The 21,028-nt window shown below is 68.2% G+C and carries 26 protein-coding genes; 12 read left to right on the forward strand and 14 right to left on the reverse strand.

The features are described from left to right. The first annotated feature begins 15 nt into the window (after positions 1-15). A complete protein-coding gene (locus MSZK_RS18250; RefSeq protein WP_158230600.1) occupies positions 16-831 on the forward strand; it encodes a LysR family transcriptional regulator in 816 nt (271 codons plus the stop codon). A gap of 53 nt (positions 832-884) precedes the next feature. Here MSZK_RS18250 and MSZK_RS18255 read toward each other — a convergent pair whose 3' ends face one another. Then, positions 885-1,367, reverse strand: coding sequence for a hypothetical protein (locus tag MSZK_RS18255; RefSeq protein WP_142389955.1), 483 nt, complete (start codon positions 1,365-1,367; stop codon positions 885-887). 83 nt (positions 1,368-1,450) lie between these two features. Here MSZK_RS18255 and MSZK_RS18260 point away from each other — a divergent pair, with 83 nt between their 5' ends. Both MSZK_RS18260 and MSZK_RS18265 read left to right on the forward strand, forming a co-directional pair. Continuing rightward, positions 1,451-1,663 (forward strand): hypothetical protein, encoded by a 213-nt coding sequence (locus MSZK_RS18260; RefSeq protein WP_099250097.1) that lies wholly within the window; start codon positions 1,451-1,453, stop codon positions 1,661-1,663. A 12-nt stretch (positions 1,664-1,675) separates the two neighbouring features. Next, entirely contained in the window at positions 1,676-2,152 is a 477-nt protein-coding gene (locus tag MSZK_RS18265; RefSeq protein WP_099250098.1) for a GNAT family N-acetyltransferase, read from the forward strand. Between the two features lie 12 nt (positions 2,153-2,164). On the opposite strand, the gene MSZK_RS18270 is transcribed toward MSZK_RS18265, so the two are convergent. Both MSZK_RS18270 and MSZK_RS18275 read right to left on the reverse strand, forming a co-directional pair. Beyond that, positions 2,165-2,566, reverse strand: coding sequence for a type II toxin-antitoxin system VapC family toxin (locus MSZK_RS18270; RefSeq protein ID WP_099250099.1), 402 nt, complete (start codon positions 2,564-2,566; stop codon positions 2,165-2,167). Between the two features lie 47 nt (positions 2,567-2,613). Beyond that, entirely contained in the window at positions 2,614-3,327 is a 714-nt protein-coding gene (locus MSZK_RS18275) for an SDR family NAD(P)-dependent oxidoreductase (protein ID WP_099250100.1), read from the reverse strand. A gap of 112 nt (positions 3,328-3,439) precedes the next feature. On the opposite strand from MSZK_RS18275, the gene MSZK_RS18280 reads away from it, so the two are divergent. Then, entirely contained in the window at positions 3,440-4,042 is a 603-nt protein-coding gene (locus tag MSZK_RS18280) for a TetR/AcrR family transcriptional regulator (RefSeq protein ID WP_099250101.1), read from the forward strand. A gap of 21 nt (positions 4,043-4,063) precedes the next feature. Here MSZK_RS18280 and MSZK_RS18285 read toward each other — a convergent pair whose 3' ends face one another. Next, positions 4,064-4,261, reverse strand: coding sequence for a hypothetical protein (locus MSZK_RS18285; protein WP_099250102.1), 198 nt, complete (start codon positions 4,259-4,261; stop codon positions 4,064-4,066). 298 nt (positions 4,262-4,559) lie between these two features. Here MSZK_RS18285 and MSZK_RS18290 point away from each other — a divergent pair, with 298 nt between their 5' ends. Together MSZK_RS18290 and MSZK_RS18295 are read left to right on the forward strand one after the other, a co-directional pair. Further along, on the forward strand, positions 4,560-6,944 hold the full coding sequence (locus MSZK_RS18290) for a bifunctional diguanylate cyclase/phosphodiesterase (protein WP_099250156.1): 2,385 nt from the start codon (positions 4,560-4,562) through the stop codon (positions 6,942-6,944). Between the two features lie 72 nt (positions 6,945-7,016). Continuing rightward, positions 7,017-7,772 carry a DUF1906 domain-containing protein gene (locus MSZK_RS18295; protein ID WP_199203389.1) on the forward strand — a complete coding sequence of 252 codons (756 nt, stop codon included), beginning with the start codon at positions 7,017-7,019 and terminating at the stop codon, positions 7,770-7,772. Positions 7,773-7,967: 195 nt separating this feature from the next. Here the strand turns inward: MSZK_RS18295 and MSZK_RS18300 are convergent, their stop codons facing one another. Then, positions 7,968-8,759 (reverse strand): SDR family oxidoreductase, encoded by a 792-nt coding sequence (locus tag MSZK_RS18300; protein WP_099250157.1) that lies wholly within the window; start codon positions 8,757-8,759, stop codon positions 7,968-7,970. 92 nt (positions 8,760-8,851) lie between these two features. Here MSZK_RS18300 and MSZK_RS18305 point away from each other — a divergent pair, with 92 nt between their 5' ends. From MSZK_RS18305 to MSZK_RS18320, 4 genes are all read left to right on the forward strand, one after another. Then, a complete protein-coding gene (locus MSZK_RS18305; RefSeq protein WP_099250104.1) occupies positions 8,852-9,550 on the forward strand; it encodes an AAA family ATPase in 699 nt (232 codons plus the stop codon). A 64-nt stretch (positions 9,551-9,614) separates the two neighbouring features. After that, positions 9,615-10,013, forward strand: a complete 399-nt coding sequence (locus MSZK_RS18310; protein ID WP_099250105.1) for a Zn-ribbon domain-containing OB-fold protein — start codon at positions 9,615-9,617, stop codon at positions 10,011-10,013. A 33-nt stretch (positions 10,014-10,046) separates the two neighbouring features. After that, a complete protein-coding gene (locus tag MSZK_RS18315; protein WP_099250106.1) occupies positions 10,047-11,258 on the forward strand; it encodes a thiolase family protein in 1,212 nt (403 codons plus the stop codon). Between the two features lie 70 nt (positions 11,259-11,328). After that, positions 11,329-11,892: an HD domain-containing protein gene (locus tag MSZK_RS18320; protein ID WP_099250107.1), complete on the forward strand. Its 564-nt coding sequence runs from the start codon at positions 11,329-11,331 to the stop codon at positions 11,890-11,892. 10 nt (positions 11,893-11,902) lie between these two features. On the opposite strand, the gene MSZK_RS18325 is transcribed toward MSZK_RS18320, so the two are convergent. The 4 genes from MSZK_RS18325 to MSZK_RS18340 form a co-directional block, all read right to left on the reverse strand. Next, positions 11,903-12,673, reverse strand: a complete 771-nt coding sequence (locus MSZK_RS18325; RefSeq protein WP_099250108.1) for a cutinase family protein — start codon at positions 12,671-12,673, stop codon at positions 11,903-11,905. 194 nt (positions 12,674-12,867) lie between these two features. Beyond that, a complete protein-coding gene (locus tag MSZK_RS18330) occupies positions 12,868-13,791 on the reverse strand; it encodes a TIGR03564 family F420-dependent LLM class oxidoreductase (protein ID WP_099250109.1) in 924 nt (307 codons plus the stop codon). Positions 13,792-13,842: 51 nt separating this feature from the next. Beyond that, entirely contained in the window at positions 13,843-14,520 is a 678-nt protein-coding gene (locus MSZK_RS18335; protein ID WP_099250110.1) for a class I SAM-dependent methyltransferase, read from the reverse strand. 76 nt (positions 14,521-14,596) lie between these two features. Further along, entirely contained in the window at positions 14,597-15,640 is a 1,044-nt protein-coding gene (locus tag MSZK_RS18340) for an alpha/beta fold hydrolase (RefSeq protein ID WP_099250158.1), read from the reverse strand. An 85-nt stretch (positions 15,641-15,725) separates the two neighbouring features. On the opposite strand from MSZK_RS18340, the gene MSZK_RS18345 reads away from it, so the two are divergent. Then, complete coding sequence (locus tag MSZK_RS18345) at positions 15,726-16,547, forward strand: NlpC/P60 family protein (protein WP_099250111.1); 822 nt, start codon at positions 15,726-15,728, stop codon at positions 16,545-16,547. A gap of 6 nt (positions 16,548-16,553) precedes the next feature. Here MSZK_RS18345 and MSZK_RS18350 read toward each other — a convergent pair whose 3' ends face one another. Further along, positions 16,554-17,744: a S1C family serine protease gene (locus MSZK_RS18350; protein WP_371411359.1), complete on the reverse strand. Its 1,191-nt coding sequence runs from the start codon at positions 17,742-17,744 to the stop codon at positions 16,554-16,556. Positions 17,745-18,160: 416 nt separating this feature from the next. Between MSZK_RS18350 and MSZK_RS18355 the strand changes: the two genes are divergently transcribed. After that, positions 18,161-18,793, forward strand: coding sequence for an FKBP-type peptidyl-prolyl cis-trans isomerase (locus MSZK_RS18355; protein ID WP_099250113.1), 633 nt, complete (start codon positions 18,161-18,163; stop codon positions 18,791-18,793). A gap of 6 nt (positions 18,794-18,799) precedes the next feature. Here the strand turns inward: MSZK_RS18355 and MSZK_RS18360 are convergent, their stop codons facing one another. From MSZK_RS18360 to MSZK_RS18375, 4 genes are all read right to left on the reverse strand, one after another. Next, complete coding sequence (locus MSZK_RS18360; RefSeq protein WP_099250114.1) at positions 18,800-19,348, reverse strand: hypothetical protein; 549 nt, start codon at positions 19,346-19,348, stop codon at positions 18,800-18,802. A gap of 91 nt (positions 19,349-19,439) precedes the next feature. After that, the gene (locus MSZK_RS18365) at positions 19,440-19,901 is read right to left on the reverse strand and encodes a DUF5078 domain-containing protein (protein ID WP_099250115.1); all 462 of its coding nucleotides are present in this window, start codon (positions 19,899-19,901) and stop codon (positions 19,440-19,442) included. 159 nt (positions 19,902-20,060) lie between these two features. After that, positions 20,061-20,324, reverse strand: coding sequence for a hypothetical protein (locus MSZK_RS18370; RefSeq protein ID WP_099250116.1), 264 nt, complete (start codon positions 20,322-20,324; stop codon positions 20,061-20,063). Between the two features lie 95 nt (positions 20,325-20,419). Further along, positions 20,420-21,019: a hypothetical protein gene (locus MSZK_RS18375; protein WP_199203387.1), complete on the reverse strand. Its 600-nt coding sequence runs from the start codon at positions 21,017-21,019 to the stop codon at positions 20,420-20,422. Positions 21,020-21,028: the final 9 nt, after the last annotated feature.

Consider the following 21,028-nt stretch of genomic DNA (forward strand, 5'->3'; position numbering starts at 1 on the left):
GTTACCCTGGAGGTCATGAAACGCATCGAGGTCCGCGAGCTCGAGTACTTCTTGGCCGTCGCCGACACGCTGCATTTCGCCCGTGCCGCTGACAATCTCGGCATCGCATCGCCTCCGCTGTCGCGGGCGATCGCGCAGCTTGAGCGACGACTGGGCACTCCTCTTTTCGAACGGACCAGTCGCCGTGTAGAGCTGACAGCGGCGGGTCGGGTGTTCAAGACGGAGGCCCGCAACACCTTGCGTTGTCTCGACCGCGCAGTGCGTCGGGCGCAGCATGGCGGAGACGGTCCGCTGCGCATTGCTACTCCACCAGGGACAGGCGCGGGTCTGCTGCGCGAAGCCGTGCGTGACTACCTTGCCCGCTTCGGCCGCGGCGCCCTCGAGATGGTGTTCACCAGGGAGCAAATCTGCGCGGTGCGCGATGGCCTGGCCGACGTTGCCCTTGTCTGTTCAGCGGCCGACCTGACCGGTTTGCATGCGCACAGCGTCGCATCCGAACGCCCGGTCGTGCTTGTTTCGACGGACCATCCCTTCGCGGTCCAGGGCGCGGTGACGCTCACCCGTGTGGTTCAGGACCCGGCATACGCAGCTGATCTGCCTTCGGTCGGCCTGGATGCCCTCATTGATCTGGTAGCTACCGGGCAGCTGGTCGCCGTCGTCGGTGACAGCGCCGTCGACCGACTTGGGCGGCATGTTGTCGCGATCCCCGTGACGGGGCTACCGAAATCCGATGTTCAGCTGGCTTGGCCTGCCGACTCACCTCACCCTCGCATCGGCGGCTTGGTCGATGTGATCGAGCAGCTCCAACGCCGCTCGCGGGTGGCGCTGTGAGAGCTTTCAGCCGGATCTGGGGACGTTGATCGCGCACCGAGCCGCGCGGTCGATCAGAACGGACCGCCGACCTGGATGCCCATGTTGACTTCGTCGATAGCCTGGTGGGCCAGATCCAGAGCAGCGACTCGGTGACCGCCCTTGTTGTCCTCGGCCGCTTCCAGTTCGCCGACCGCCAACTGCAGGTAAGCGTTGGCGTTGTTCATCGCCGGCCCGATGGGTGGCGCTGGTGGGACAAAGTAGCCGTCGGCAGGTCCGCCGGCGAAGTCGATACCGAGGTTGACTTGATCAATGGCCTGTTGCGCCAGATTGATGGCCGTCACTCGATGTCCGCCCTTGTCGTCCTGGGCGGCTTGAAGCGCAGTCACTGCCTGCTGCAGGTCGTTTATGGCGCCATACATGTGCGGCTGCTCGGCGTGGGCCGTGCCTACGCCTAGGGTGGCCAGCGTCAGCGTGGTGAGACTCGCGGCGATGGTGAATCTTTGGGTTGCACCGAGCATGTCTACGAGTCCCCTCTCAACGGTGATAGTGCGCACATTGTTGCACTGGTCAACGCGAAGCGCCCACGAATGGGGTTGCCGTCCAGCACCCGAATCCGGACAAGCCGTAGGCTCGCGGCGTGTCCACGGTGACCCTGTCTGCCAGCGCCGCGTCGACGGCGACGTTGACGCTCGGGCTCGCGGCGTATGCAGCGCTGATCTTCGTCAGCATCGCGATGGCGATCTACGACGTCCGCCGCGGTCGACGCGGCCGGGCGATCGCCGCGTCGGTGATGGTCGGGCTGCTGACCGTGGCCGGGCTGGTTGTCGCCATCCTCAGCAGTGTCGTCTGAACTGTCATAACGATGGGTCCTGAGCGCATCGCGTTGCGCGTGGCGACATCTGACGACGATGCGTTCGTCGTGGAGATGGCGCGGCACGCCTGCGTCATCGAAGATCGCCCGCTTCCCGACCCCGACGGCGACGAGGTGGTCGAGATGCTTCCCCCTGTGGGCATGGTGGCGATCATTGCCCAGGACCATAGGGGAACGCCCGTCGGTGCGGTGTGGACCTATCACGGCAGCCCTCCCCTGCGCCGCGACGCGGCGGGCGTCCCGCTGCCCGAACTCTGCATCGCTGTCGCACCAGGGCACCGCGGGGCAGGCATCGGCGGCATGCTGCTCGACGCGCTGTTCGCCGATCTGGCGAAGACCCACGACTCGATGTGCACCAACGTGCACGTCCGCAATCCCGCCAAGCGGCTCTACGAGCGCAAGGGATTTCGTGTTGACGGCCAAGGCAACGGCCCGCTGGGGATCGCGCTCGTCAAGGACCTTCGCTAGACGCCGCGCGGATCAGCGTCGGAGGATGTCACTCGGTGCCACGGTGGTGACGAACCTGCTCGCCGCCGCGGCGAGCTCCTCATCCGCGGTGGCCAATGCGTCCGCCTGCAGTCGGGTGAGTGCGATGAACTCCGCCCGATAGGTATCCGCCCAATTCAATTGGGCAGCAATGCGCCACGCATGATCCTGCAACGATCGATCGCCAAGGAGCCGGATCCGCAGCCTGCGGATGTCGTCGAGAATCTTTCGGCCTGTTCGTTCGTCGATCTCGCCACGGCGCACCGATTCGTACACCAGGGCCAGCACCTGTGAGCGCAGCAGCGTGGGAGCGGTGAGGCTGTGCTCGGATGGGATGGCCGCCCCGCTGGTGGCGAGGTCGATGGCCGCCGGCGCGTCGATAACGAAGATTGTCACCGCCGTACCGTCGCACAAGGAACCAGTCCCCCACCAGGCGGTCGGGCTCAGATGGCGAATGCCTGCGGCGGACCGGCCAGCGAGGCCTTGGCCCGCAGGCCGAGCGCGTCGGCGATCTCGATCTCCCCTGCCTCCAGTCCGTCGAGCGCCAGTTCGACCAGTGCCGCCGGTTCGGTGACCGCGCCCTCGGGGAATTCGAGCCCGGCGGTGCGGGCGAAGTCGAACAGCGTCTGGGTGCCGACGAGCCCGGGCATGAGACCGACCACTTGTGTTCCCTGCTGGGCCAATTCGAGACGCACCCCGTTGGTGAGCCCCCACTCGGCTGACTTGGCCGCCGCGTAGGCGGTGTTGCCGTCCACCGTGAGCCATGCGACGGCCGACAGTACGTTGACGATGGCGCCACCGCCGTTGCGGGCGAGCACGGGCGCGAACGCTCGGATGACGTTCAGTGTGCCGAAATAGTTGGACTCCATCACCCGCCGGACGGCCGCCAGGTCGCCAGTCACCAGACTGCCCCCCGCGGTGTCGGCCGCGTTGTTGATCAGGACGTCGACATCACTGGCGATCTCGGCGGCGGCCCTTGCCGAATCCGGGTCGGTGATGTCCAGGCGCAGCACCTCAGCCCCCGGGATGTCGACGAGTTCGGGTCGTCGCGCCGTGGCGTACACCTTGGCCCCGCGCCGCAGGAGCTGCGTCGCGAAATGCGTGCCGATACCGCGATTGGAACCCGTGACCAAAGCTGTGGCGCCTGCCAATTCCATCTGTCCTCCAGCGTTGTTCCGCAGTCCGAAGCGTAAAATGACCGTGCGGTCATGTTGACCATCCCACTGTAGGCAGAAAATGACCGGTCGGTCAACTTGATAGGATGCGCGGGTGGCAACCTCTGCTCGTGGCCTGCGCGCCGATGCCGCGCGCAACCGCGAGTCGCTCCTGGCCGCGGCCGAGGAGGTGTTCGCCGAGCGTGGTGTCGAGGCCTCGGTCGCCGACATCGCCCGGCGTGCCGGGGTGGCCAAGGGCACGGTGTTCCGGCATTTCGCCTCCAAAGAGGATCTGATCGCCTCCCTCGTGTGCGAGCACCTGGTCACTCTCACCGACGCCGTGCACCGATTGAAGGATGCCGCTGATCCGGGCGCCGCGCTGCTGGAGTTCCTGACCATCGCCGCCGATCAGCGACGTCAGCACGACCTGACTTACCTGCAGACCTACAGCGCGGGCGACCCCAGGGTGATCGCAATCCGCGAGGAAGTGCACGCCGGCGTCGAGACTCTCGTGGCCAACGCCCGGGCTGCCGGCGCGATCCGCCCCGATGTCACCGGGACTGACGTCTTCCTGCTCATGTGCGCACCGGTGCACGTGATGGACGGTCTCCCCGATCCGCCGCCCGACTTGTGGCGGCGCTATCTCGCGATCATCTTCGATGGCTTGCGCCCAGAGGGGGCGAGCGCGTTACCGCTGCCCGCGCCCGAACTGTCCTGAGCTGATTGGCTTCTGCCGGACTCAGTGCTCGGTGTCGGTGAGTTCCCCGATGAGCTCCCGCGCGACGGTGTCGTGCCCGTCCCGCTCCCCCGCGCCGACGACGGCGGTGTAGATGGCCGTCGCGATCGCGACCGGCGACGCCTCGCACAGCGGCATCGAGGCGTCGAACTCCTCGGCGTATCCGGTCTGCCGTCCCCGCGCCCACCTGCAGCGCCTCATCGGGTCAACACCGCGCCGAGTCATGTTGAAAAGGAAACCAGTCAACCGGCTTGGATGGCCATGCCAAACCGGGAAATGGAGTGCCCGCAATTTGACGCGCTCAAAAATTAGGTAGTGAACTACTCGTTCTTAACTGCAATCACTACGCTATGCTCGCGCACCCCATACAGCAGCGGCTTGTCCTGAACGCCGCGTATTTGCTAGCTCCGCGTCCAGCGTGAGGCGATGATCTAGGATCACCGGCAGATCGTGATGGTCCCCGAGGGCGATGCCAGGGGCGGTGCAGGAAGGGGCCGACTTGCCCAAAACTGCCCGCACCGCCGCCGCTGCCGCCGTTGTCTTCGTGGTCTTCGTGGTCTGGATCGTCGCCGCCTGGTCGCACGGCATGTCGGTCACCGCGGTCAACGACATCGTGTTCGTGCTCCTGAGTCTGACGGCGACGGTCTTCGCCGCCCGCGCCGCCCGGGTGGTGCACGGCAGACTGCGCGCCGCGTGGGTCGCGATCACCATCGGAATGGTCGGCTGGGCACTCGGCGAGATGTTGTGGGCCTACTACGAACTCGCTCTCGGCGAGGCCCCGTTCCCCTCGCTGGCCGATGCGGCCTATCTGGTCATGCCGATCGGGTTCTGCGCCGGGATGCTTCTGTTCCCCGCCCACAGCGAATACTCGCGCAGTCGGACGCTGCTCGACGGGATCATCGTGGCCGGGTCGCTGTTCCTGGTGAGCTGGGTGACCATCCTGAGCCCGATGCATGCCGCCGGCGCCGAGACTCCGTCGTCGATGATCATCTCGCTGGCGTACCCGATCTCCGACGTGGTGATCTTGACCGTGGCCGCGATGGCGTGGCTGCGGGCGGCCAGCAACCAGCGCCAGGTACTGACGCTGCTGACGATCGCGATGGGCTTCATCGCGCTGTCCGACAGCGGCTTCACCTACCTGTCCGCAAAGAACGCCTACACCAGCGGCAACCTCGTCGACATCGGCTGGGTGGCGGGCCTGCTCCTGGTCATGGTGGCGGCCATCGCCAGCCGTGACGAGGTCCGCCTGCCGCGTGCACAGGTAGCGCTGACGGGTTGGGCCTCGGTCTGGTTCCCCTATACGCCGCTGCTGCTGGCCGGCATCGTCGCCGCCGCCGAACCGGTGACGCTCTTCCAGACCCCGCTGGCCGAGACCGTCGGCGCGCTGCTGATCCTGGCGGTGCTGGGCCGGCAGTACCTGGCGGTCAACGAGAATCGCCGGCTGCTGACCACCGTGGCCGAGCAGGCGCTGCGTGACCCGCTGACCGGCCTGGCGAATCGGGCGATGTTCTCCGACCGGCTCGAGGACGTCATGGCGCGCCGCGAGCGTGAACGCCTGTCGGTGGGGCTGATCATCCTGGACCTCAACGACTTCAAGCTCGTCAACGACACTCTGGGCCACCCCGCCGGCGACGAACTGCTGAATCGGGCCGGCGAGCGGATCCTGGGCTGTGTCCGCAACAGCGACACCGTCGCGCGGATCGGTGGCGACGAGTTCGTCGTGCTCGTCGTCGACCATGACCGTGACCATGACCTCGACGACGGGTCCGCCGGGCAGATCGCCCGGCGGGTGGCGGAATCGTTCGAGAAGCCGTTCACCGTCGACGGCCGTGAACTCTATGTCCGGCCCAGCGTCGGGCTGGCGGTGGCCGGCGTCGGCGAACCCGGAATGTCGGCCGAACAGCTGATCAAGCGCGCCGACACGGCCATGTACACGGCCAAGAAGACGCGCGCCGCCGGCGTGCACACCTTCACCCCCGGTGCGCAACCGGCCGACTCCCCCGGCGACAGCCTGATCCACCGCTTGCAGAGCACGCCCTCGAGCGGCGACGGCGCAGCGACCCAACTGCTCGGCGAGTTGCGGCACGCCATCGATTCGGTCGAACTCACGCTGGCCTTCCAGCCCAAGTTCAACCTGCTCACCGGATCCGTGGTGGGGGTCGAAGCCCTGGTGCGCTGGCCCCATCACCGGCGCGGCCTGCTCAGCCCGGACGAGTTCCTGCCGCTGGTGCGCCACCACGGCCTGATGCGCCCGGTCACCGACCTGGTGATCAACGCGGCCCTGGACGCCGCGCTGAGCTGGCATCAGGCCGCGGTGCATCTGCCGGTGGCCGTCAACGTGTCGGCTCCTTTGCTGGCCGACCCGCACCTGCCTGCCCGTATCCGCCGTGCACTGGCCGATCGCAACCTGCCGGCCAGCGCGCTCACGGTCGAGATCACCGAAGACCTGGTGCTCGGAAATATCGAGGGCACCCGCGACGTGCTGAACCAATTGCGCCGCAGTGGCATTCGCGTCGCCATCGACGATTTCGGCAGCGGCTACTCCACCCTGTCCTATCTGTGCGAGCTGCCAGTGGACGAGGTCAAACTGGACCGGCGCCTGGTTGTGCCGATCGTGCACGACCCGCGGGTGGCCACCGTGGTGCGCGCGGTGATCGGCCTGGCCCACGAACTGGGGCTGATCGTCGTCGCCGAGGGAGTCGAGGAGGCCGAGATCGCCGACCGGCTCACCGAATACGGCTGTGATGTGGTGCAGGGCTTTTATTTCAGCCTGCCATTGTCGGCCGAGGAAGTGCTGCGGTTGGCCGTGGGGCCCACTCCCGATAACGGTCGGAACTCATCTTGGGACGAATCCGAACACGGCCGGCGCCAGATACACCGTTAACAGCTGTCACATCGTTAACATCACGCGGTGGACGATTGGCCCCCGGCTGCCCATCTGCGGCAACCACGGACGGTGACCCGCCGTGATGCGCTGCGCTACGCCGCGGCGCTGGCCGGTCTCGGCGCGGCGGCCGTGGGCGCCGGAACGCCCACTGCGGCGGCCGCCTCACCGACGCTGATCGACTTCGCCGCCAAACAGATCCCCGCGCAGGATATTCGGGCGGCCGGGCACGCCGGCGTCGTCAACTACGTCTCGACGTCGCGGCCCGGCTCGTCTTTCGGCGCCAAGCCGATCACCCGGCCGTACGCCCAGTCGCTGACCGCGGCAGGTCTGGTGATCGTCAGTAACTATCAATACGGAAAGCCGGGTGGCACAGCCCCGTCGGACTTCACCCGCGGCTACGCCGGCGGCATTGCCGATGCGCGGACGGCTTGGCAGCTACACACCGCCGCCGGCGGCGGGCAGAGCGCGCCGATCTTCTTCACCATTGACGAGGACATCGACCGCAACACGTGGAACACCGTTGCCCTGCAGTGGTTTCGCGGCATCAATTCCGTACTCGGCGTGCAGCGCACCGGGGTATACGGCGGTATCGACGTCTGCGAGTGGGCCGCCGCCGACGGCGTTCTGGGGCGCTCCAGCACGCCAGGTAAATGGTGGGCCTGGCAGACCAAAGCCTGGTCCGGCAACCGAGTCCACCCCGGCGCGGTGCTCTATCAGCGAATCGTGGCCACGGCGTCGAACCCGGGACCGCTGGTCGGCGGACTGGAGGTCGATGTCAACGACGCACTGGCCGGCGACGTCGGCCAGTGGAACCTCCACCCCTGAGCGTCACGCCGCGGCGGCGTCGTCGTGGGTGGGGGTGAGGCAGGATGCGCAGTCAGGGCTGTCGATATCGAGTTGTCCGCATCGTGGGCAGATGAACGGAATCATGAGCTGTCCCTTTCGTCCAACGGTGTCGACGCCGGCGTGCTGCCGCGTTGGCGCATCTTTACCCCGCACGGTCGCGCCCGAAACCGGGTATCAGCCCAGGGTGCTCTGATAGCGGCGCATCCCGGCGATCCACCGCTCGTAATCGGCGCCCTTCTGTCGATACATGGTGAGTACCTCGGGATGCGGCAGCACCAGAAACGTCCCGTCGGCGATGGCCTCCACGACCAGGGCGGCGACGGCATCCGGCGAAATCACCGCACCGGCGCTGGTGACCGCCGCGCCGGCCACCCGGATCTCGGCATCCGGCGAGTCCGACATGCCGCGCAACAGTGGGGTGTCCACCCCCATCGGGCAGACGCAGCTCACTCCGACACCCCGGTCGCCGTACGTGATGGCCAACCATTCGGCGAAGCCGACCGCGGCGTGTTTGGTCACGCTGTAGGGAGCCGCGCCGAGTTGGGTCAGCAGGCCGGCAGCCGAGGCGACCGCGACGAAATGCCCGCCACCCCGCACAACCCACTGCGGGACAACAGCTTTGGCCGCGCGAATGTGGGCGCGCAGATTGATGTCGAGGATCAGGTCCCAGGCGGCCTCGTCGTCGCCGAGGCCGGGTTCGCCGGTGATACCGGCATTGGCGACGTAGATGTCGACCGGTCCGAACGCGCGGCCGGCGGCGTCGAGTAGGGCGGCGATGCCGTCGGCGCTGGAGACGTCGGCAGCCACCGCGACACCGTCGATCATCGCGGCGGTGGTGGCAGCCGAATCCGCGTCGATGTCGCCGACCACCACCGAGGCGCCCGCTGCAGCCAGGGCCACCGCGATAGACCTGCCGATGCCCGAGCCTGCTCCGGTGACCACCGCCACCGATCCGTCGATCTTCACCGGCACATGTCTACCGCACGCAGATCGACCCGCATCCGGATGTCGCGATATACGTTTCAACTCTGGACAAGGGTCTGCGATGGAGATCGACAATGAGAATTGCCGTCAGTGGCTCGCACAGTCTGGGCAAGTCCACGCTTGTCCGGGATTTTCACGAGCGGTACCCCGAATTCGTGATCGAGGACGAGCCTTACCGTTTCCTCGCCGCCCAAGGTGAGCGAATCCATTTCGCCGAGCGCGCAAGCCAGCGATGCAACATGCTGATGACCCAACATGCGATCGCTCGCATCAATGCCGCCCGGAACACGCGGCCCGATATGAACGTCATCTGCGATCGCAGTTGCCTCGACTTCATTCCCTACTCGGAGTACGCACGGGCGATGGGCGGCTCCGAAGGCGTGCCCGCCAGCGAACGCCGTACCACCCTGGAGGTCCGCGCTGACATGCAGGAGAAGCGCGATCTGAAGTATCCGTCGGACATCACGGCCGCCGCTATCGAACGGCTGTGGACAACCGTGCTCGACAGTAATGCTCTGCACAGTTATGACGTGATTGTCTTTCTCCCGCTCACGGGGGATCCAGCGGTGGACCCGGCAATGGAAAATGACGGCATCCGCTCGGTCGAGAACTTTTATCGCACCTGGATCGATCGCGCCTTCAAGCGGCTCTATCGCGAGGAATTGCCGGCCCGCTGCGCCGTGACCTGCCGCGTCGTGGAGATCACCGGAAACAGGCGCGAACGGGTGACCGCGCTGGCTCAGGTGGTCGCCGATGTCGAAAACGGCAATTGACCCCGCCGCCCGCGCCGTCGTGGGCACTCGCTAGCTTTACTTAGACCTACGAACGGAGGCGGGCATGGCCGAGCGGATTCCGATGGTCGACTACCTGGTGCTCGACGACGGGGAACCCCATCTCGTGGCCCACGAGTGCACCGCCTGCGGCGCCCGGTTCTTCGACCGGCGCAACGCCTGCGCGGGCTGCTTCGGGACGGAGTTCGCGACCGTCCCGGTGGCGACCGAAGGCACCGTGCGGACGTTCACCATCGTCACCTTCGCCGCGCCGGGTGTGCCGGTCCCCTTCGTCGCGTCGGTGGTCGACTGCGAGGGCACCCAGGTACGCGCCAACCTGGTCAACGTCGAGCCCGATCCGGCCCACGTCCACGACGGCATGAAAGTGCGGCTGTGCACCTATTCCCTCGGTGCGGACACGGAGGGAACCGAGGCCATCGGCTTCGGTTTCGAGCCAGTCTCCTGAACCCCCACCCCCGAGTCCTGCCAAGGAGATGCGATGAGCGCCAGTGACGAGATCTGGATCCTCGGAATCACGATGACCAAGTTCGGTAAGCACGCCGACTCCGACACCGTCGATCTGGCCGCCGAGGCGGCGATGGGTGCGCTGTCCGATGCCGGTGTGACCATGGCCGACATCGGCGTACTGGCCGCAGGCAACCTGATGAACGCCAGCGCCGGGATCGGCCAGCAGCTGCAGAAACAGATCGGCCAGACCGGCATCCCGGTATACAACGTGGCCAACGCGTGTGCCACCGGCGCGACCGCGCTGCGTACGGCGATCATGGCGGTCAAGGCCGGCGAAGTGCGTTACGGTATGGCGGTCGGCGTCGAAAAGCTCTCCGGGGCGGGACTTCTCGGTGCAGGTGGCCGGAAGAAGGACGACTCGGGCGTGTGGCAGCCCGCCGGCCGGTTCGGTGCCGTGGCGCCGATCGACGGACGCATCGGCACCGAGACCATGCCCGGGGTGTTCGCCCAGATCGGAACCGAGTACGGCCACAAGTACGGCGGCACCAGCTTCGAACTGTTCGCCAGGATCAGCGAGAAGAACCACGCGCACTCGACCCTGAATCCGCTGGCCGCCTACCAGAAGCGGTTCACCCTCGAGCAGATCATGAACGACGTCATGATCGCCTACCCGAACACCCGGCCGATGTGCTCGGCCAACTGCGACGGCGCGGCCGCCGCGATCGTGTGCAACGGCGAGACCCTGAAATCCCTGTCGCTCGAACAACGCAGGCGGGCGGTGAAGGTATCGGCCTCGGTGCTGACCAGCGACCCGTACGAAGCGGGCTGCCAGGTACTGCCCAACGTCAACACCCTGACCCGCAATGCCGCCGCGATCGCCTACGAGCAGGCCGGTGTGGGGCCGAGCGACCTCGACCTGGTCGAGTTGCACGACTGTTTCGCGACCGCCGAACTGGTCCACTACGACAACCTGATGCTGTGCGAACAAGGCGGTGCCGCCGACTTCTTCAACTCCGGCGCCACCTGGCGGGACGGGTCGACCCCGGTCAACGTCTCGGGCGGGCTGCAGTCCAAGGGCCATCCGATCGCCGCCACCGGAATCGCCAACATCTGGGAGGTCTGCCACCACCTGCGCGGTGAGGCGGGCGAGCGTCAGATCGACGGAGCCAAGGTGGGTCTGGCCCACGTCATCGGGCTCGGATCGGCCTGTGGCGTGCACATTCTGGAGAAGTCCGCGGCCTGAGCCTGCCGGCGACACGCGCCCGAAACACGCCGCGGCTACCGTGGTCGGCGAATCTCGGGAGGAGTCGGCCATGAGCACGCAAACCCGTGCCACCTACCGCACCATGGCGGAGGGCACCGCGCAGGATTACGCGCTGATCGAGCGCGCCGAGGCGGCGAACAATGCCGGGCTGGTGTCGCGGGTGCTCGGCCTGGTCGAGGCCTTGGCCGACGGCCAGCAGGCCTACCCGGTCAGTCGCCTGGATCACTCGCTGCAGTCGGCGACCCGGGCATTCGACGACGGCAGGTCCACGGAGTATGTGGTCGCGGCGCTGCTGCACGATATCGGCGACACCTACGCGCCGCACGCACACGGCGCCTTCGCCTCCGCGGTGATAGCCCCCTACGTGTCGGAGCGCACCGCCTGGATCGTCAAGGTCCACCCCGAATTCCAGCAGTACTACTACGCGCCGCACATGGGCGGTGTTCGCGACGCCCGGGACAGATACCGGGGCCACCCGTGGTTCGACGACGCCGTCGAGTTCTGCGAGCGCTACGACCAGAACTGCTTCGACTCGCGATTCGAGCACCGGCCGCTGGAGTTCTTCCGGCCGATGGTCGACGAGGTGTTCGCCCGCGAACCGTGGACGGCGTGACCGCGGGGCACTAGTTGGCGGGGTCGACGGCAGCGGCCTGCACCAGAGTGGCCGCGGGTGCCGGTGCGCCGAGCCGGCTCACCACGAAATCGGCTGCCTGGTCGGCCATCCCATTGCTCTTATACGAGCTGTGGGCGCCCCGGTCCAGTCCGCCGGGGTAGCACACCGGATCGCCGACCGCGCACAGTTGGATCGTCTTGCCCGCGTACAGATCGCCGATCGCGATCGGCGGTGCGCTGCGGTCGGCCAGGCCCAGGAACCAGTCGTCCGGCGTGCCGAACAGCGCCACCGCCGCGACGTGCGATGCCACCGACGCCGGCATCGGGCGGGAGATGCTCGCGGGTAAATCGATCCCGGCCGGCACGGAACTCGAGGTCGTGTACCCGGCTACCGCGGCGCCCTGCGAGTAACCGCCGAGCACGATCTTGGTCGACGGGCATTCGGCAGCGACGGACTGGATCTTGGTGGCCGCGTCCGCGACCCCGTCGACGGCCTGCCCGAAGTTCAATGAGGCGGGATAGTTCACGCCGTACGCCTCGACCGTGCGGCCCGGCAGCCGAGCACTGAGCGCGTCGACGAAGGACTGTCCGGTGGCGCCGACGCCCGGCGCCTCGAAGGTGCCGCGCGCGAACACCACCTCGACCGCCGCGCACGAATCGTCGGCCGCACTGGCGGTGGCGGCGGGGCCGGCGAACAGGCCCGCGGCCGCGATGCCCAGTGCCGCCGCCGTGATCGCCGATCGGGATGCTGTGGCCGTCGCGGCCGGCAGTGAGGTGCGCATGTCAGGGGTCCCCGTTCTCGAATCCGCTTGCCTCGCTTTGATCTGCGAGGGCAACTGCCTGCTACAAGCGGAGATCGGTGACCTGGGATTCCGGCATTGTCAAGTGATCTATCTCACCGAAACCAAAACGGCGCGCGAGGATGATCGCCGCCTCGGCAGGCGTTGGTTAGGGCTCATTTCGAGGAGGTCGGCGCTCAAGCGTCGTATGCACGCAACAGCGCCCGGGTGCGGGCCCGACCTTCCGGCGACGGATCGAAGGTGGCGGCGACGTACTCGTCGACGCCGGCCGCGCGCAGCTCGTCAAGGCGGCCCCGGACGGTGTCCTCGTCGCCGATGATGGCGGCGTCCTGCGGCCCGGCGTAGCCCTCGCGATCCAGCATCGCCCGGTACGACGGCAGCTGTCCGTAGACCGCGAACTGCTCGGCCGCCTGCCGGCGCGCGGCGTCGATGTCGTCGGTGACGCTGATGGGCAGTGAGGCGGCAACCCGCACCGCGCCGTCGCGCCCGGCGTCGGCGGCCGCCTGCCGCAGGGCCGGCCCGACATGCTCGGCCAGCGTCCGCGGACCGGTCATCCACGTGCACGTCCCGGAGGTCCGGCGACCGGCGATCTTGAGCAGCTGGGGGCCCAGCGCCGCGATGTAGACCTCGGGCCGGGGTGCTCCGGGGATCATCAGCGCACCGCGGGTGGTCACCGTCTCCCCCGCCACATCGGCGGGCTCACCCGCCAGCAAGGGCAGCAGGCCGTCGAGATACTCGTTGAGCCGTCGCACCGGCTTGTCCCACGGGATGCCCCACATCCCCTCGGTGACCGCCTGATGAGTCATGCCCAGCCCGAGCACGAACCGGCCGCCCGAGGCCAGGCTCACCGTCAGCGCGCGCTGGGCCATCAGCATGGGGTGCAGATTCTGGATGGGCACCACACCGCTGGCCACCTCGATCGTGTCCACCTCGTGCAGCGCGATCGCCAGAATGGTGAGAAGGTCTGGCTCGTAGGGCAATTGGCTCATCCACACCCGCGCGAAGCCCTCGTCACGCAGCATGGCGAGGTTGGCGATCGTCGCATCGATCGGCGAACCGCCGCTCGACCCGCTGAGTTGTCCGAACATGCTGATCTGCATGCCCTCAGCATGCAGCCTGTACTGCGATCGGTGGGGTTTTTGGCCCACTGGTCAGGAGTCGACCCACGCCGATCCCACGACCAGCGGGTGCACGATCGCCGGCATGCCGCGCCACACCTGCTCGTCGGCGTCGACGCGGAACCCGCAGGCGCGCATCAGCTCCACGGTCGGGCGGTTACAGACGCAGCCGCCGGCGAAACCGCGCCAGGGCCGCAGCAGCGCATCCTGGGCCGTGGCCAACCACCGCGACCGGGCCCGGACGTGCTCGACGAACAGCAGCCGCCCGCCCGGGCGCAGGATGCGGGCGATCTCGCGCAGCGCGCTTTCCGGATCGTCGACCGTGCACAGCACGAGCGTCGAAACCACGGTGTCGACCGACGCGTCGGCCACCGGCAGCCGTTCGGCCGGGGCATCGAGGATCCGCGCCGCCAGAGCCCGCCGCGCCACCGCATGCGCAAGCTTGCGACGCATACCGGGTTCGGGCTCGGTGAGCACGAGGTCGTCGAGCCCCTCGGGATAGTGCCGCACGTTCAATCCGGTACCGGCGCCGATCTCCACCACGCGCCCGTGTGCGCCGGCCAGCAACGCGCGCCGGCGCCGCCGCATGCCGGCCACTTCCCCCAGCCAGACGAACGGGTCGTACAGCCGCGACATCACCGCCAACCACGCCGACGACGACGTCGGGGTCGGGGTGGCGAGATCCGGGCGGCCGGCGGCGGTGTCAGTCATGGACGACAACGTACGAGTGGCCCACGCCGGCCCGCTTCCCCGAAATCGGCCATCTCTGCGCGATGGCCGAAACCGGCTACACGATCCCCAGCCGGCCGGCAACCGCCACCGCCGCCGTCCGCGAGGTCGCCCCGAGTTTGCGGCGGATGTTGGCGACATGACGATGCACGGTGTGCGGACTGAGCCGCAGCTGCTCGGCGATCTCGCGGTCCGCCAGACCGTGGGCGACGCAGCCGAGGATCTCGCGTTCGCGCGGCGAGAGCGCAACCGATCCCGCCGACGGTGCGGCAATAGGGGCCGGTCGGTCCGGCATCAGGCCCTGGCGGCACGTACGGGCGACGGAGTCGACGTCACCGTGCCACGGGAAGTGGGCGTGACCGGGCAGCGGGATGAACGTCGCACCAGGGATCGCGGCGGCGACCGCGCGCCCGAGCCGGTAGGGCACGGCGCGATCGTCGCGGCGGTGCACGACCGTCGCCGGCCGGCGTAAGGCGTGCAGCTGGGCGCGGACGTCGAGCCGATAGACCATGTCCAGTAACGCCGCCGCGGTCTCCGCGGTCGCCGATTCGCGCTGCAGCCGCGCGAAACGGTCGTGCTCGGCCGCCTCGGCGCTGCCGAGAAAGATGTCGCTGAGCATCCGCGCACCCAATCCCCAGTGCGCGCGCACCGCAGCCACGATCGCCTCGCCCACGCCCGGCGCGGTCAGCTCGCTGCCGGCGGCATACGACCCGTAGAGCACCAGGCGCTCGACGCGCTGCGGGAACGCGGCTGCGAATGCGACCGCGGTGCAGCTGCCCGACGAGCCGCCCAGCAGCGACACCCGGTCGAGCCCGAGCTCGTCGAGAAGTGCCCGCAGCGTGGCGACGTCAGCGTCGAGCGTGAGATCCGACGCGCGGACGTCGCGGTCGGACATCCCCACCCCGAGCCGGTCGTAGCGGATCAGCGTGTGCTGCCCTGCCACGCCCTCCCAGAATCGCCGGACTTCTGCGCCCTGCCAGTCCAGTTCGAGGTGACTCACCCACCACGCCGGGGCCACCACCGGTGGGCCGTCGCCGCGTATCTCGTACGCCAGGCGCCGGTCGCCCACGGGCAGGAACCGAATCTCCGACTTGTCGAGCATCGCCTGCGAGCGTATCCACCACACGCGGTGCGTGGGCCTGCTTAGGATCGCGGGGTTGACAACGGCACGACCGAATCGAGGTCTGATGGCATCTCGAATGGGCTTACTCGTGGCGCATCTGCTGGCCGTGTGCGTGACGGTGTCGGCGCTGGCCGCCGGTGGCTCGGCACCGGCTCGCGCGGACGAGACGGGGTATCCGTTCTCCTGCCGCTCGGAGTCGCTGACGTCCGATTTCGCCGCCCGTGACCAGCTGCCGCAGACCGATGTGCCGCCCGACGACTGGTACCGCCTCGGCCGTCGGGGGCGTTACCTCAACGGCGGCTGGGGTCCCGCGGCCAGCGTGTTGCCGCCGCCCGAGATCCCGCAGGATGCAGGTTGCGATCCCGTCACCTGGAAGCAGGAACGCATCCTGGCGGTCGCGATGCGTTACCTCAACACCCCGGGCAATCCATTGGGCCTGCAGTACCGGCACCACCACATCCCGGGCTGGAACCCGCCTGCTTCGACGTATTCCGGCGCCGGCGAAGAGAATCCGGATACCGACGCCCCGCGAAGCCCGGTCGCCTGGGATCCGGGGCCGGGACTGGACTGCTCGAATTTCACTGCGTGGGTGTACAACTACGGCCTGGGGATCAAGTTCGGTGGCGACGTGCACAAGCAATTCGCCGGCACCGCAGGCCCGATGGGCACTCAAGTCCCCGCCGAGGGCCCGTTCCAGCCCGGTGATCTGCTCTACCTGCACCCGGACAGCGACCCCGACGTCGCCTCACATGTGGTGATCTACGTCGACGATCGACACGTCATCGACAGCCGCGTCAGCGCCCAGAACGTCTCCGGGGTCCAGATCCGCAATCGATCCGGGTGGTACCGGGAGGCCGTTCTGGGCGCATGGCGGCCGATCGGCTGACGACGGTCAGGACTGCATCTGCCCCAACGTGACCTGCACGGTGTGGGACGCCCCGGACGGATCGTCGTAGGTGAGGCTGACGTTGTCGCCCGGCGCCTTCGCGCGGATGGCGGCGACCAGCGACTCCGGTCCGTCGATCACCTTGTTGTCGACCTTGGTGATCGTCGCCCCGCTGGGCACACCGGCCGTCGCAGCGGGGCTGCCGTCGGCGACCCCGGCGACGACCGCGCCGCCGTTGTCATTCGAGCTGAGTTGGACACCCAACGAGGCGTGCCGGACGGTGCCGGTCGAAATCAGTTCGTCGGCAATGCGTTTGGCCTGATCCACCGGAATGGCGAAGCCGAGGCCGATCGAACCGCTCTGCGCGGCCTGCGAATCCTGGCCACCGCCAAGGGAGGCGATCGCCGAGTTGACCCCGATCAGATCGCCGTTCATGTCCACCAGGGCGCCGCCGGAGTTGCCGGGGTTGATCGCCGCGTCGGTCTGGATCGCGCTCATCACCGAATGCTGGCCGGTCTGCTCGTCACCGGTGGCGACGGGACGGTCCAGCGCGCTGATGATGCCGGTGGTGACCGTGCCCTGCAGCCCCAGTGGTGAGCCGACTGCGACCACGTTCTGCCCGACCTTGAGGTCCGCGGACGATCCCAACGTGATCGGGGTCAGCCCGGACACGTTCTGTGCCCGCACGACGGCGATGTCGTCGGCGGGGTCGGTGCCCACGACGGTGAACGGCACAGTGCGACCGTCGGAGAAGGTCACCGTGGCGTCCAGTCCGCCGCCGGTCCGGCCGAACGGGGTCACGCCCGGTCCGTCGGCTCCGTCCGAGCCGTCGGGACCGACTTCGGCGGCCATCGGGCCCTGATTGCCGGCCGACTGGGCCGCGGCGGCGACAACGTGGTTGTTGGTCAGGATCAGCCCGTCGGAGCTCAGCACGATTCCGGAGCCCTCCTCGCGCTGCCGACCGCTGCTGATCTGCAGTTTCACCACGCTGGGCAAGACCTTGGCCGACACCTGCTCGACCGACCCCGCGGGTGCTTGGCCGGCGGGCTGGTTGGAGACGGTGCCCGTCTTCGGTGCCGGACCCGCGGCGGCGACCGGTGCGGGCGCCGCACCGGGCGTCGGGCCCGACTGGTCGACCACGGCCACGGCCGCGGCCGCGCCGGCCACCATGGCTACCGCTGCGGTCCCGGCCACCAACACGCCGACGCGGGTTTTGCCGCGGGGCCTGTGAATTTGCTGTGACGCCGGTCTCATAAATTGGCCAGGCATTGCAGTATGGGGTCCATAAGGCGGTGGATAGGACCGATTCGTATCAGTGGAGCCGTAGCTGGGCTGAAACCGGTCCTGACCCCACTGACCTGAGTTAGTGTGATCTGCAGCATTTTTCGCCTGCCAGTGGGGTTGGTTTTCCTCTGGTGAATTCCCTGGCCGGTAGCTCATCGCGTTCTACTTCTCTTTCTATGACACATGCATCGGTGCGCCCTGTGGCGCCTGAATGCAGTGTTCCTGCCATGTCTGAATCTTTGCTGAGAAGGAGTTCAGCGCAGCCCAAGACTTTTTCCTGAGTCAATTACGGGTGCCGGTAAGCCGAGACCGGGCAACGCCGCTGTAGCGTGGCGACCGTGACTTTCTCCCGCCTGCCCTCCGCCGTCGCGCTCGCCGCATGCGTCACCTCGATCGCTGTGACGGTGGCCGCCTGCGGCTCTGACAGCAGCGCGCCGTCGGCGAGCCCGTCGGCCACCGGTCCGGCGGTCGCCTCCACGGTGACCCAGGCCGCCGGTCCGGACGGCACGTGCCCGACGGCGCCGCCGGCGAACGCCGGCACCCCGGAGTGGACACTGCCCGGGGCGACCGGCGCCGTGGCGGTCACCGGGTCGACCGACACCTCCGCACCGGTCGTCACGGTGACGGCACCGTTCAGCGTCACCGCCACCCAGGTCCAGACCCTGCAGGCCGGTTCCGGGCCGGTCGTCGCGCCGACGGCCACGGTGTCGGTCTGCTACATGGGTGTCAACGGCCGGGACGGCAGGGTGTTCGACAGCAGCTATCAGCGCGGCGAAGCGGTGGACTTCCCGCTCGACGGCGTGGTGCCGGGCTTCCAGAAGGCCATCGCGGGCCAGAAGGTCGGATCCACCGTCGCCGTGGCCATGGTCTCGGCCGACGGCTACCCCGACGGCCAGCCCCGGGCCGGGATCCTGCCCGGTGACACCCTGGTCTTCGCGATCAAGATCCTCAGCGCCTCGTAGCGACGGCTACGGCAGGCAGGTGGGCTGCAGGGAGTTCACCAGCGCGTAGATGTCGTCCTTCTTCTGGTCGGCCCAGTCGATGGCGGTCCACGTCGAGGGCTGGGGCCAGGCGTTGGACACCGACCCCCCGTAGTCGCCGAAGCCGAAGCCGTAACCCGGGGTGATCACGAACAGGGCACCCACGGCGTCCCTCATGTCATCGCTGGCCCGCTGCAGGTTGACCAGGGCCGGGGCCAGGCCCGGGACCACGCCGGGGCCGTTGACGTCTTCCATGTAGTGGATGCCGTGGCTGATCATGGCCAGCTTGACGTTGGTGTCGCGCTGCTGCGCGGCCCCGCTGGCATAGGGCGAACTGATCACGATCCGCACGCCGCCGATGCCGGCGTTGATGTCGTTGTCCAGGCTCTCGCGGATCTGGCCGAGCACACCGCATGGCACTCGGGCGGGGTCCGCGGAGACGGTCGGGGCCAGCCCGGCCGCCGCGCAGGTCAGCACCGCTGCGATGGCGTAACCGCGACAGGCCGTGCCGAGAACCGGCCGTTGAGTTTGCTTCATTGTCCACCTGTGTATCCGGGCATCATCAGTGATGCCTGTATATAGGCGGAATTGACGGCGACGTTACCGCCGACCGGGAATTAGCTTGGGGTCAGACCCAGTTCCACACCGACATGTCGCCGGGCGGGTAGTTCATGCAGACGTCGGTCGCCTTGGCGACGACACCCTTGTTGTTGAAGAACAGCTTGGCCCAGTTGCCCCAGCGGGTTGCGACGAATTCGTAGTAGACGTTGGTCGCGGTGTTCTCGGAGTACTGACGCCGGGCCGCCTCGTCGAGGGAGAAGAACCAGTGGATCCGGTCGAAGGCCAGCTGCTGCACGTCGGCGGGCCGGTTGCTCCGGTCGATCATGTAGCGCTCGAAGTACACCGGGCTGGTGTCGCGGGCGGCTGCCATGTACTGCTCGACGTCGCACTTGGTGATGATGATCCGGTGTGGGATCGGATAGTCGTCGGTGGCGTCCGCGCCCGCCGGGCCGGCCGAGATGACGCCCGCCGCCGCCAGGACACTGAAAGCCAATCCCGCGAGCTTCGCGCGACTTCTCAAACCGGTCATCGTTCTCCTGCCCCATCACTCGGTCGGGTGCCGCGGCTGCGGCGCAATCCCTAGACCCTTAAGCGGACTAACTATATAGCGGTCCGGGTCGCAGTATCCACCCTGGGGCGGCGCCGGGACGGCGTTTGTGACTAGTGAGACCTGCCCGCGCTGGGCGCATCAGCCTCCGTTGGTGACCGGGTTCGAGGACAGCGGCATGAAGGCACCGTTGATCCACACGCCCCAGCGTCCCCCCCACATCGAGGTCCACACCACCGGCTGACCGTTCCATACCTCGGCGGGCTTGCCCGGGGCCCAGGCCGGGACGGGCTCGCCCAGCACCGGCGCCGGCTCGGGAGCTGGGTCCGCATATGCGGGCGCGACGCCGAGCGTGAGTCCCGCCGCGAGCACAACGGCAGTCAGAGCGGTTTTGGTGAAGGTCATGAGCACGACTCCAGCGGTCAGACGGCAGGCGATACTTAGCAAATATAACCAGCGGACCGCTCGGCTAATCGCGCCACCCCGCAAAGATTGCGGTACTAGGGCGTGGGCACCGGCGTCGCAGTCACCGGGGCCGGTTGTCCCGGCGTGTTGTATTCGTACCCCGGCGGCGGCGGCCCGGTCAGCGGGTAGTAACCCGGCGGCAGCGCGGGGGTCCCCGGTGGCGGCGGCTTACCCGGGCCGTATTCGCCAGGAGGCGCCTCCGAGCCCGGTGCGGTATACGACTTGAAGCCCGGTGGCAGCGGCGGCGGTGCGCCCGCGCCCGGTGGCGGCGCGACCGAGCCGCCGGCGTAGGCCTCGTCCTGGGGCCCGTAGTACGGGTCGCGGACTTGATGCCACATGTCTTTCAGCGACCCGAGCACACCGGGGGTGTTCTGCGAACCGTAGGTCGGATTCGCGATCTCGGGCACCGACGGCGGGGCGCCGGGCGGCGGAGGCGGTGCGGGCGGTGCCGCCGGATCCCCGGAGATCACCACCGGCTGGCCGGGCGGGACCGCCGCGGGATCGCCCGGGACCGGGGTCGGAGTCGGTACCGGGTCGGCCGCAGCGACGGCGGAGCCACCCAGCACGGCGCCGACCGTCACGCCGGCGACGACGACAGCACGGATGAACGGCGCGGCGCGATGCCTTTCAGTCATGTCTCCGGC

The organism is Mycobacterium sp. shizuoka-1 (genome assembly GCF_002723835.1).
In the GTDB taxonomy this organism is placed as follows: domain Bacteria; phylum Actinomycetota; class Actinomycetes; order Mycobacteriales; family Mycobacteriaceae; genus Mycobacterium.

What these genes read in the sequence shown, in the direction of transcription:
- MSZK_RS18250 (WP_158230600.1), top strand. Translation starts at nt 16, where the DNA reads ATGAAACGCATCGAGGTCCGCGAGCTCGAGTACTTCTTGGCCGTCGCC.
- MSZK_RS18265 (WP_099250098.1), top strand. Translation starts at nt 1,676, where the DNA reads ATGGGTCCTGAGCGCATCGCGTTGCGCGTGGCGACATCTGACGACGAT.
- MSZK_RS18275 (WP_099250100.1), bottom strand. Translation starts at nt 3,327, where the DNA reads ATGGAATTGGCAGGCGCCACAGCTTTGGTCACGGGTTCCAATCGCGGT.
- MSZK_RS18285 (WP_099250102.1), bottom strand. Translation starts at nt 4,261, where the DNA reads ATGAGGCGCTGCAGGTGGGCGCGGGGACGGCAGACCGGATACGCCGAG.
- MSZK_RS18305 (WP_099250104.1), top strand. Translation starts at nt 8,852, where the DNA reads ATGAGAATTGCCGTCAGTGGCTCGCACAGTCTGGGCAAGTCCACGCTT.
- MSZK_RS18310 (WP_099250105.1), top strand. Translation starts at nt 9,615, where the DNA reads ATGGCCGAGCGGATTCCGATGGTCGACTACCTGGTGCTCGACGACGGG.
- MSZK_RS18315 (WP_099250106.1), top strand. Translation starts at nt 10,047, where the DNA reads ATGAGCGCCAGTGACGAGATCTGGATCCTCGGAATCACGATGACCAAG.
- MSZK_RS18320 (WP_099250107.1), top strand. Translation starts at nt 11,329, where the DNA reads ATGAGCACGCAAACCCGTGCCACCTACCGCACCATGGCGGAGGGCACC.
- MSZK_RS18325 (WP_099250108.1), bottom strand. Translation starts at nt 12,673, where the DNA reads ATGCGCACCTCACTGCCGGCCGCGACGGCCACAGCATCCCGATCGGCG.
- MSZK_RS18330 (WP_099250109.1), bottom strand. Translation starts at nt 13,791, where the DNA reads ATGCAGATCAGCATGTTCGGACAACTCAGCGGGTCGAGCGGCGGTTCG.
- MSZK_RS18335 (WP_099250110.1), bottom strand. Translation starts at nt 14,520, where the DNA reads ATGACTGACACCGCCGCCGGCCGCCCGGATCTCGCCACCCCGACCCCG.
- MSZK_RS18340 (WP_099250158.1), bottom strand. Translation starts at nt 15,640, where the DNA reads ATGCTCGACAAGTCGGAGATTCGGTTCCTGCCCGTGGGCGACCGGCGC.
- MSZK_RS18345 (WP_099250111.1), top strand. Translation starts at nt 15,726, where the DNA reads ATGGCATCTCGAATGGGCTTACTCGTGGCGCATCTGCTGGCCGTGTGC.
- MSZK_RS18360 (WP_099250114.1), bottom strand. Translation starts at nt 19,348, where the DNA reads ATGAAGCAAACTCAACGGCCGGTTCTCGGCACGGCCTGTCGCGGTTAC.
- MSZK_RS18365 (WP_099250115.1), bottom strand. Translation starts at nt 19,901, where the DNA reads ATGACCGGTTTGAGAAGTCGCGCGAAGCTCGCGGGATTGGCTTTCAGT.
- MSZK_RS18370 (WP_099250116.1), bottom strand. Translation starts at nt 20,324, where the DNA reads ATGACCTTCACCAAAACCGCTCTGACTGCCGTTGTGCTCGCGGCGGGA.
- MSZK_RS18375 (WP_199203387.1), bottom strand. Translation starts at nt 21,019, where the DNA reads ATGACTGAAAGGCATCGCGCCGCGCCGTTCATCCGTGCTGTCGTCGTC.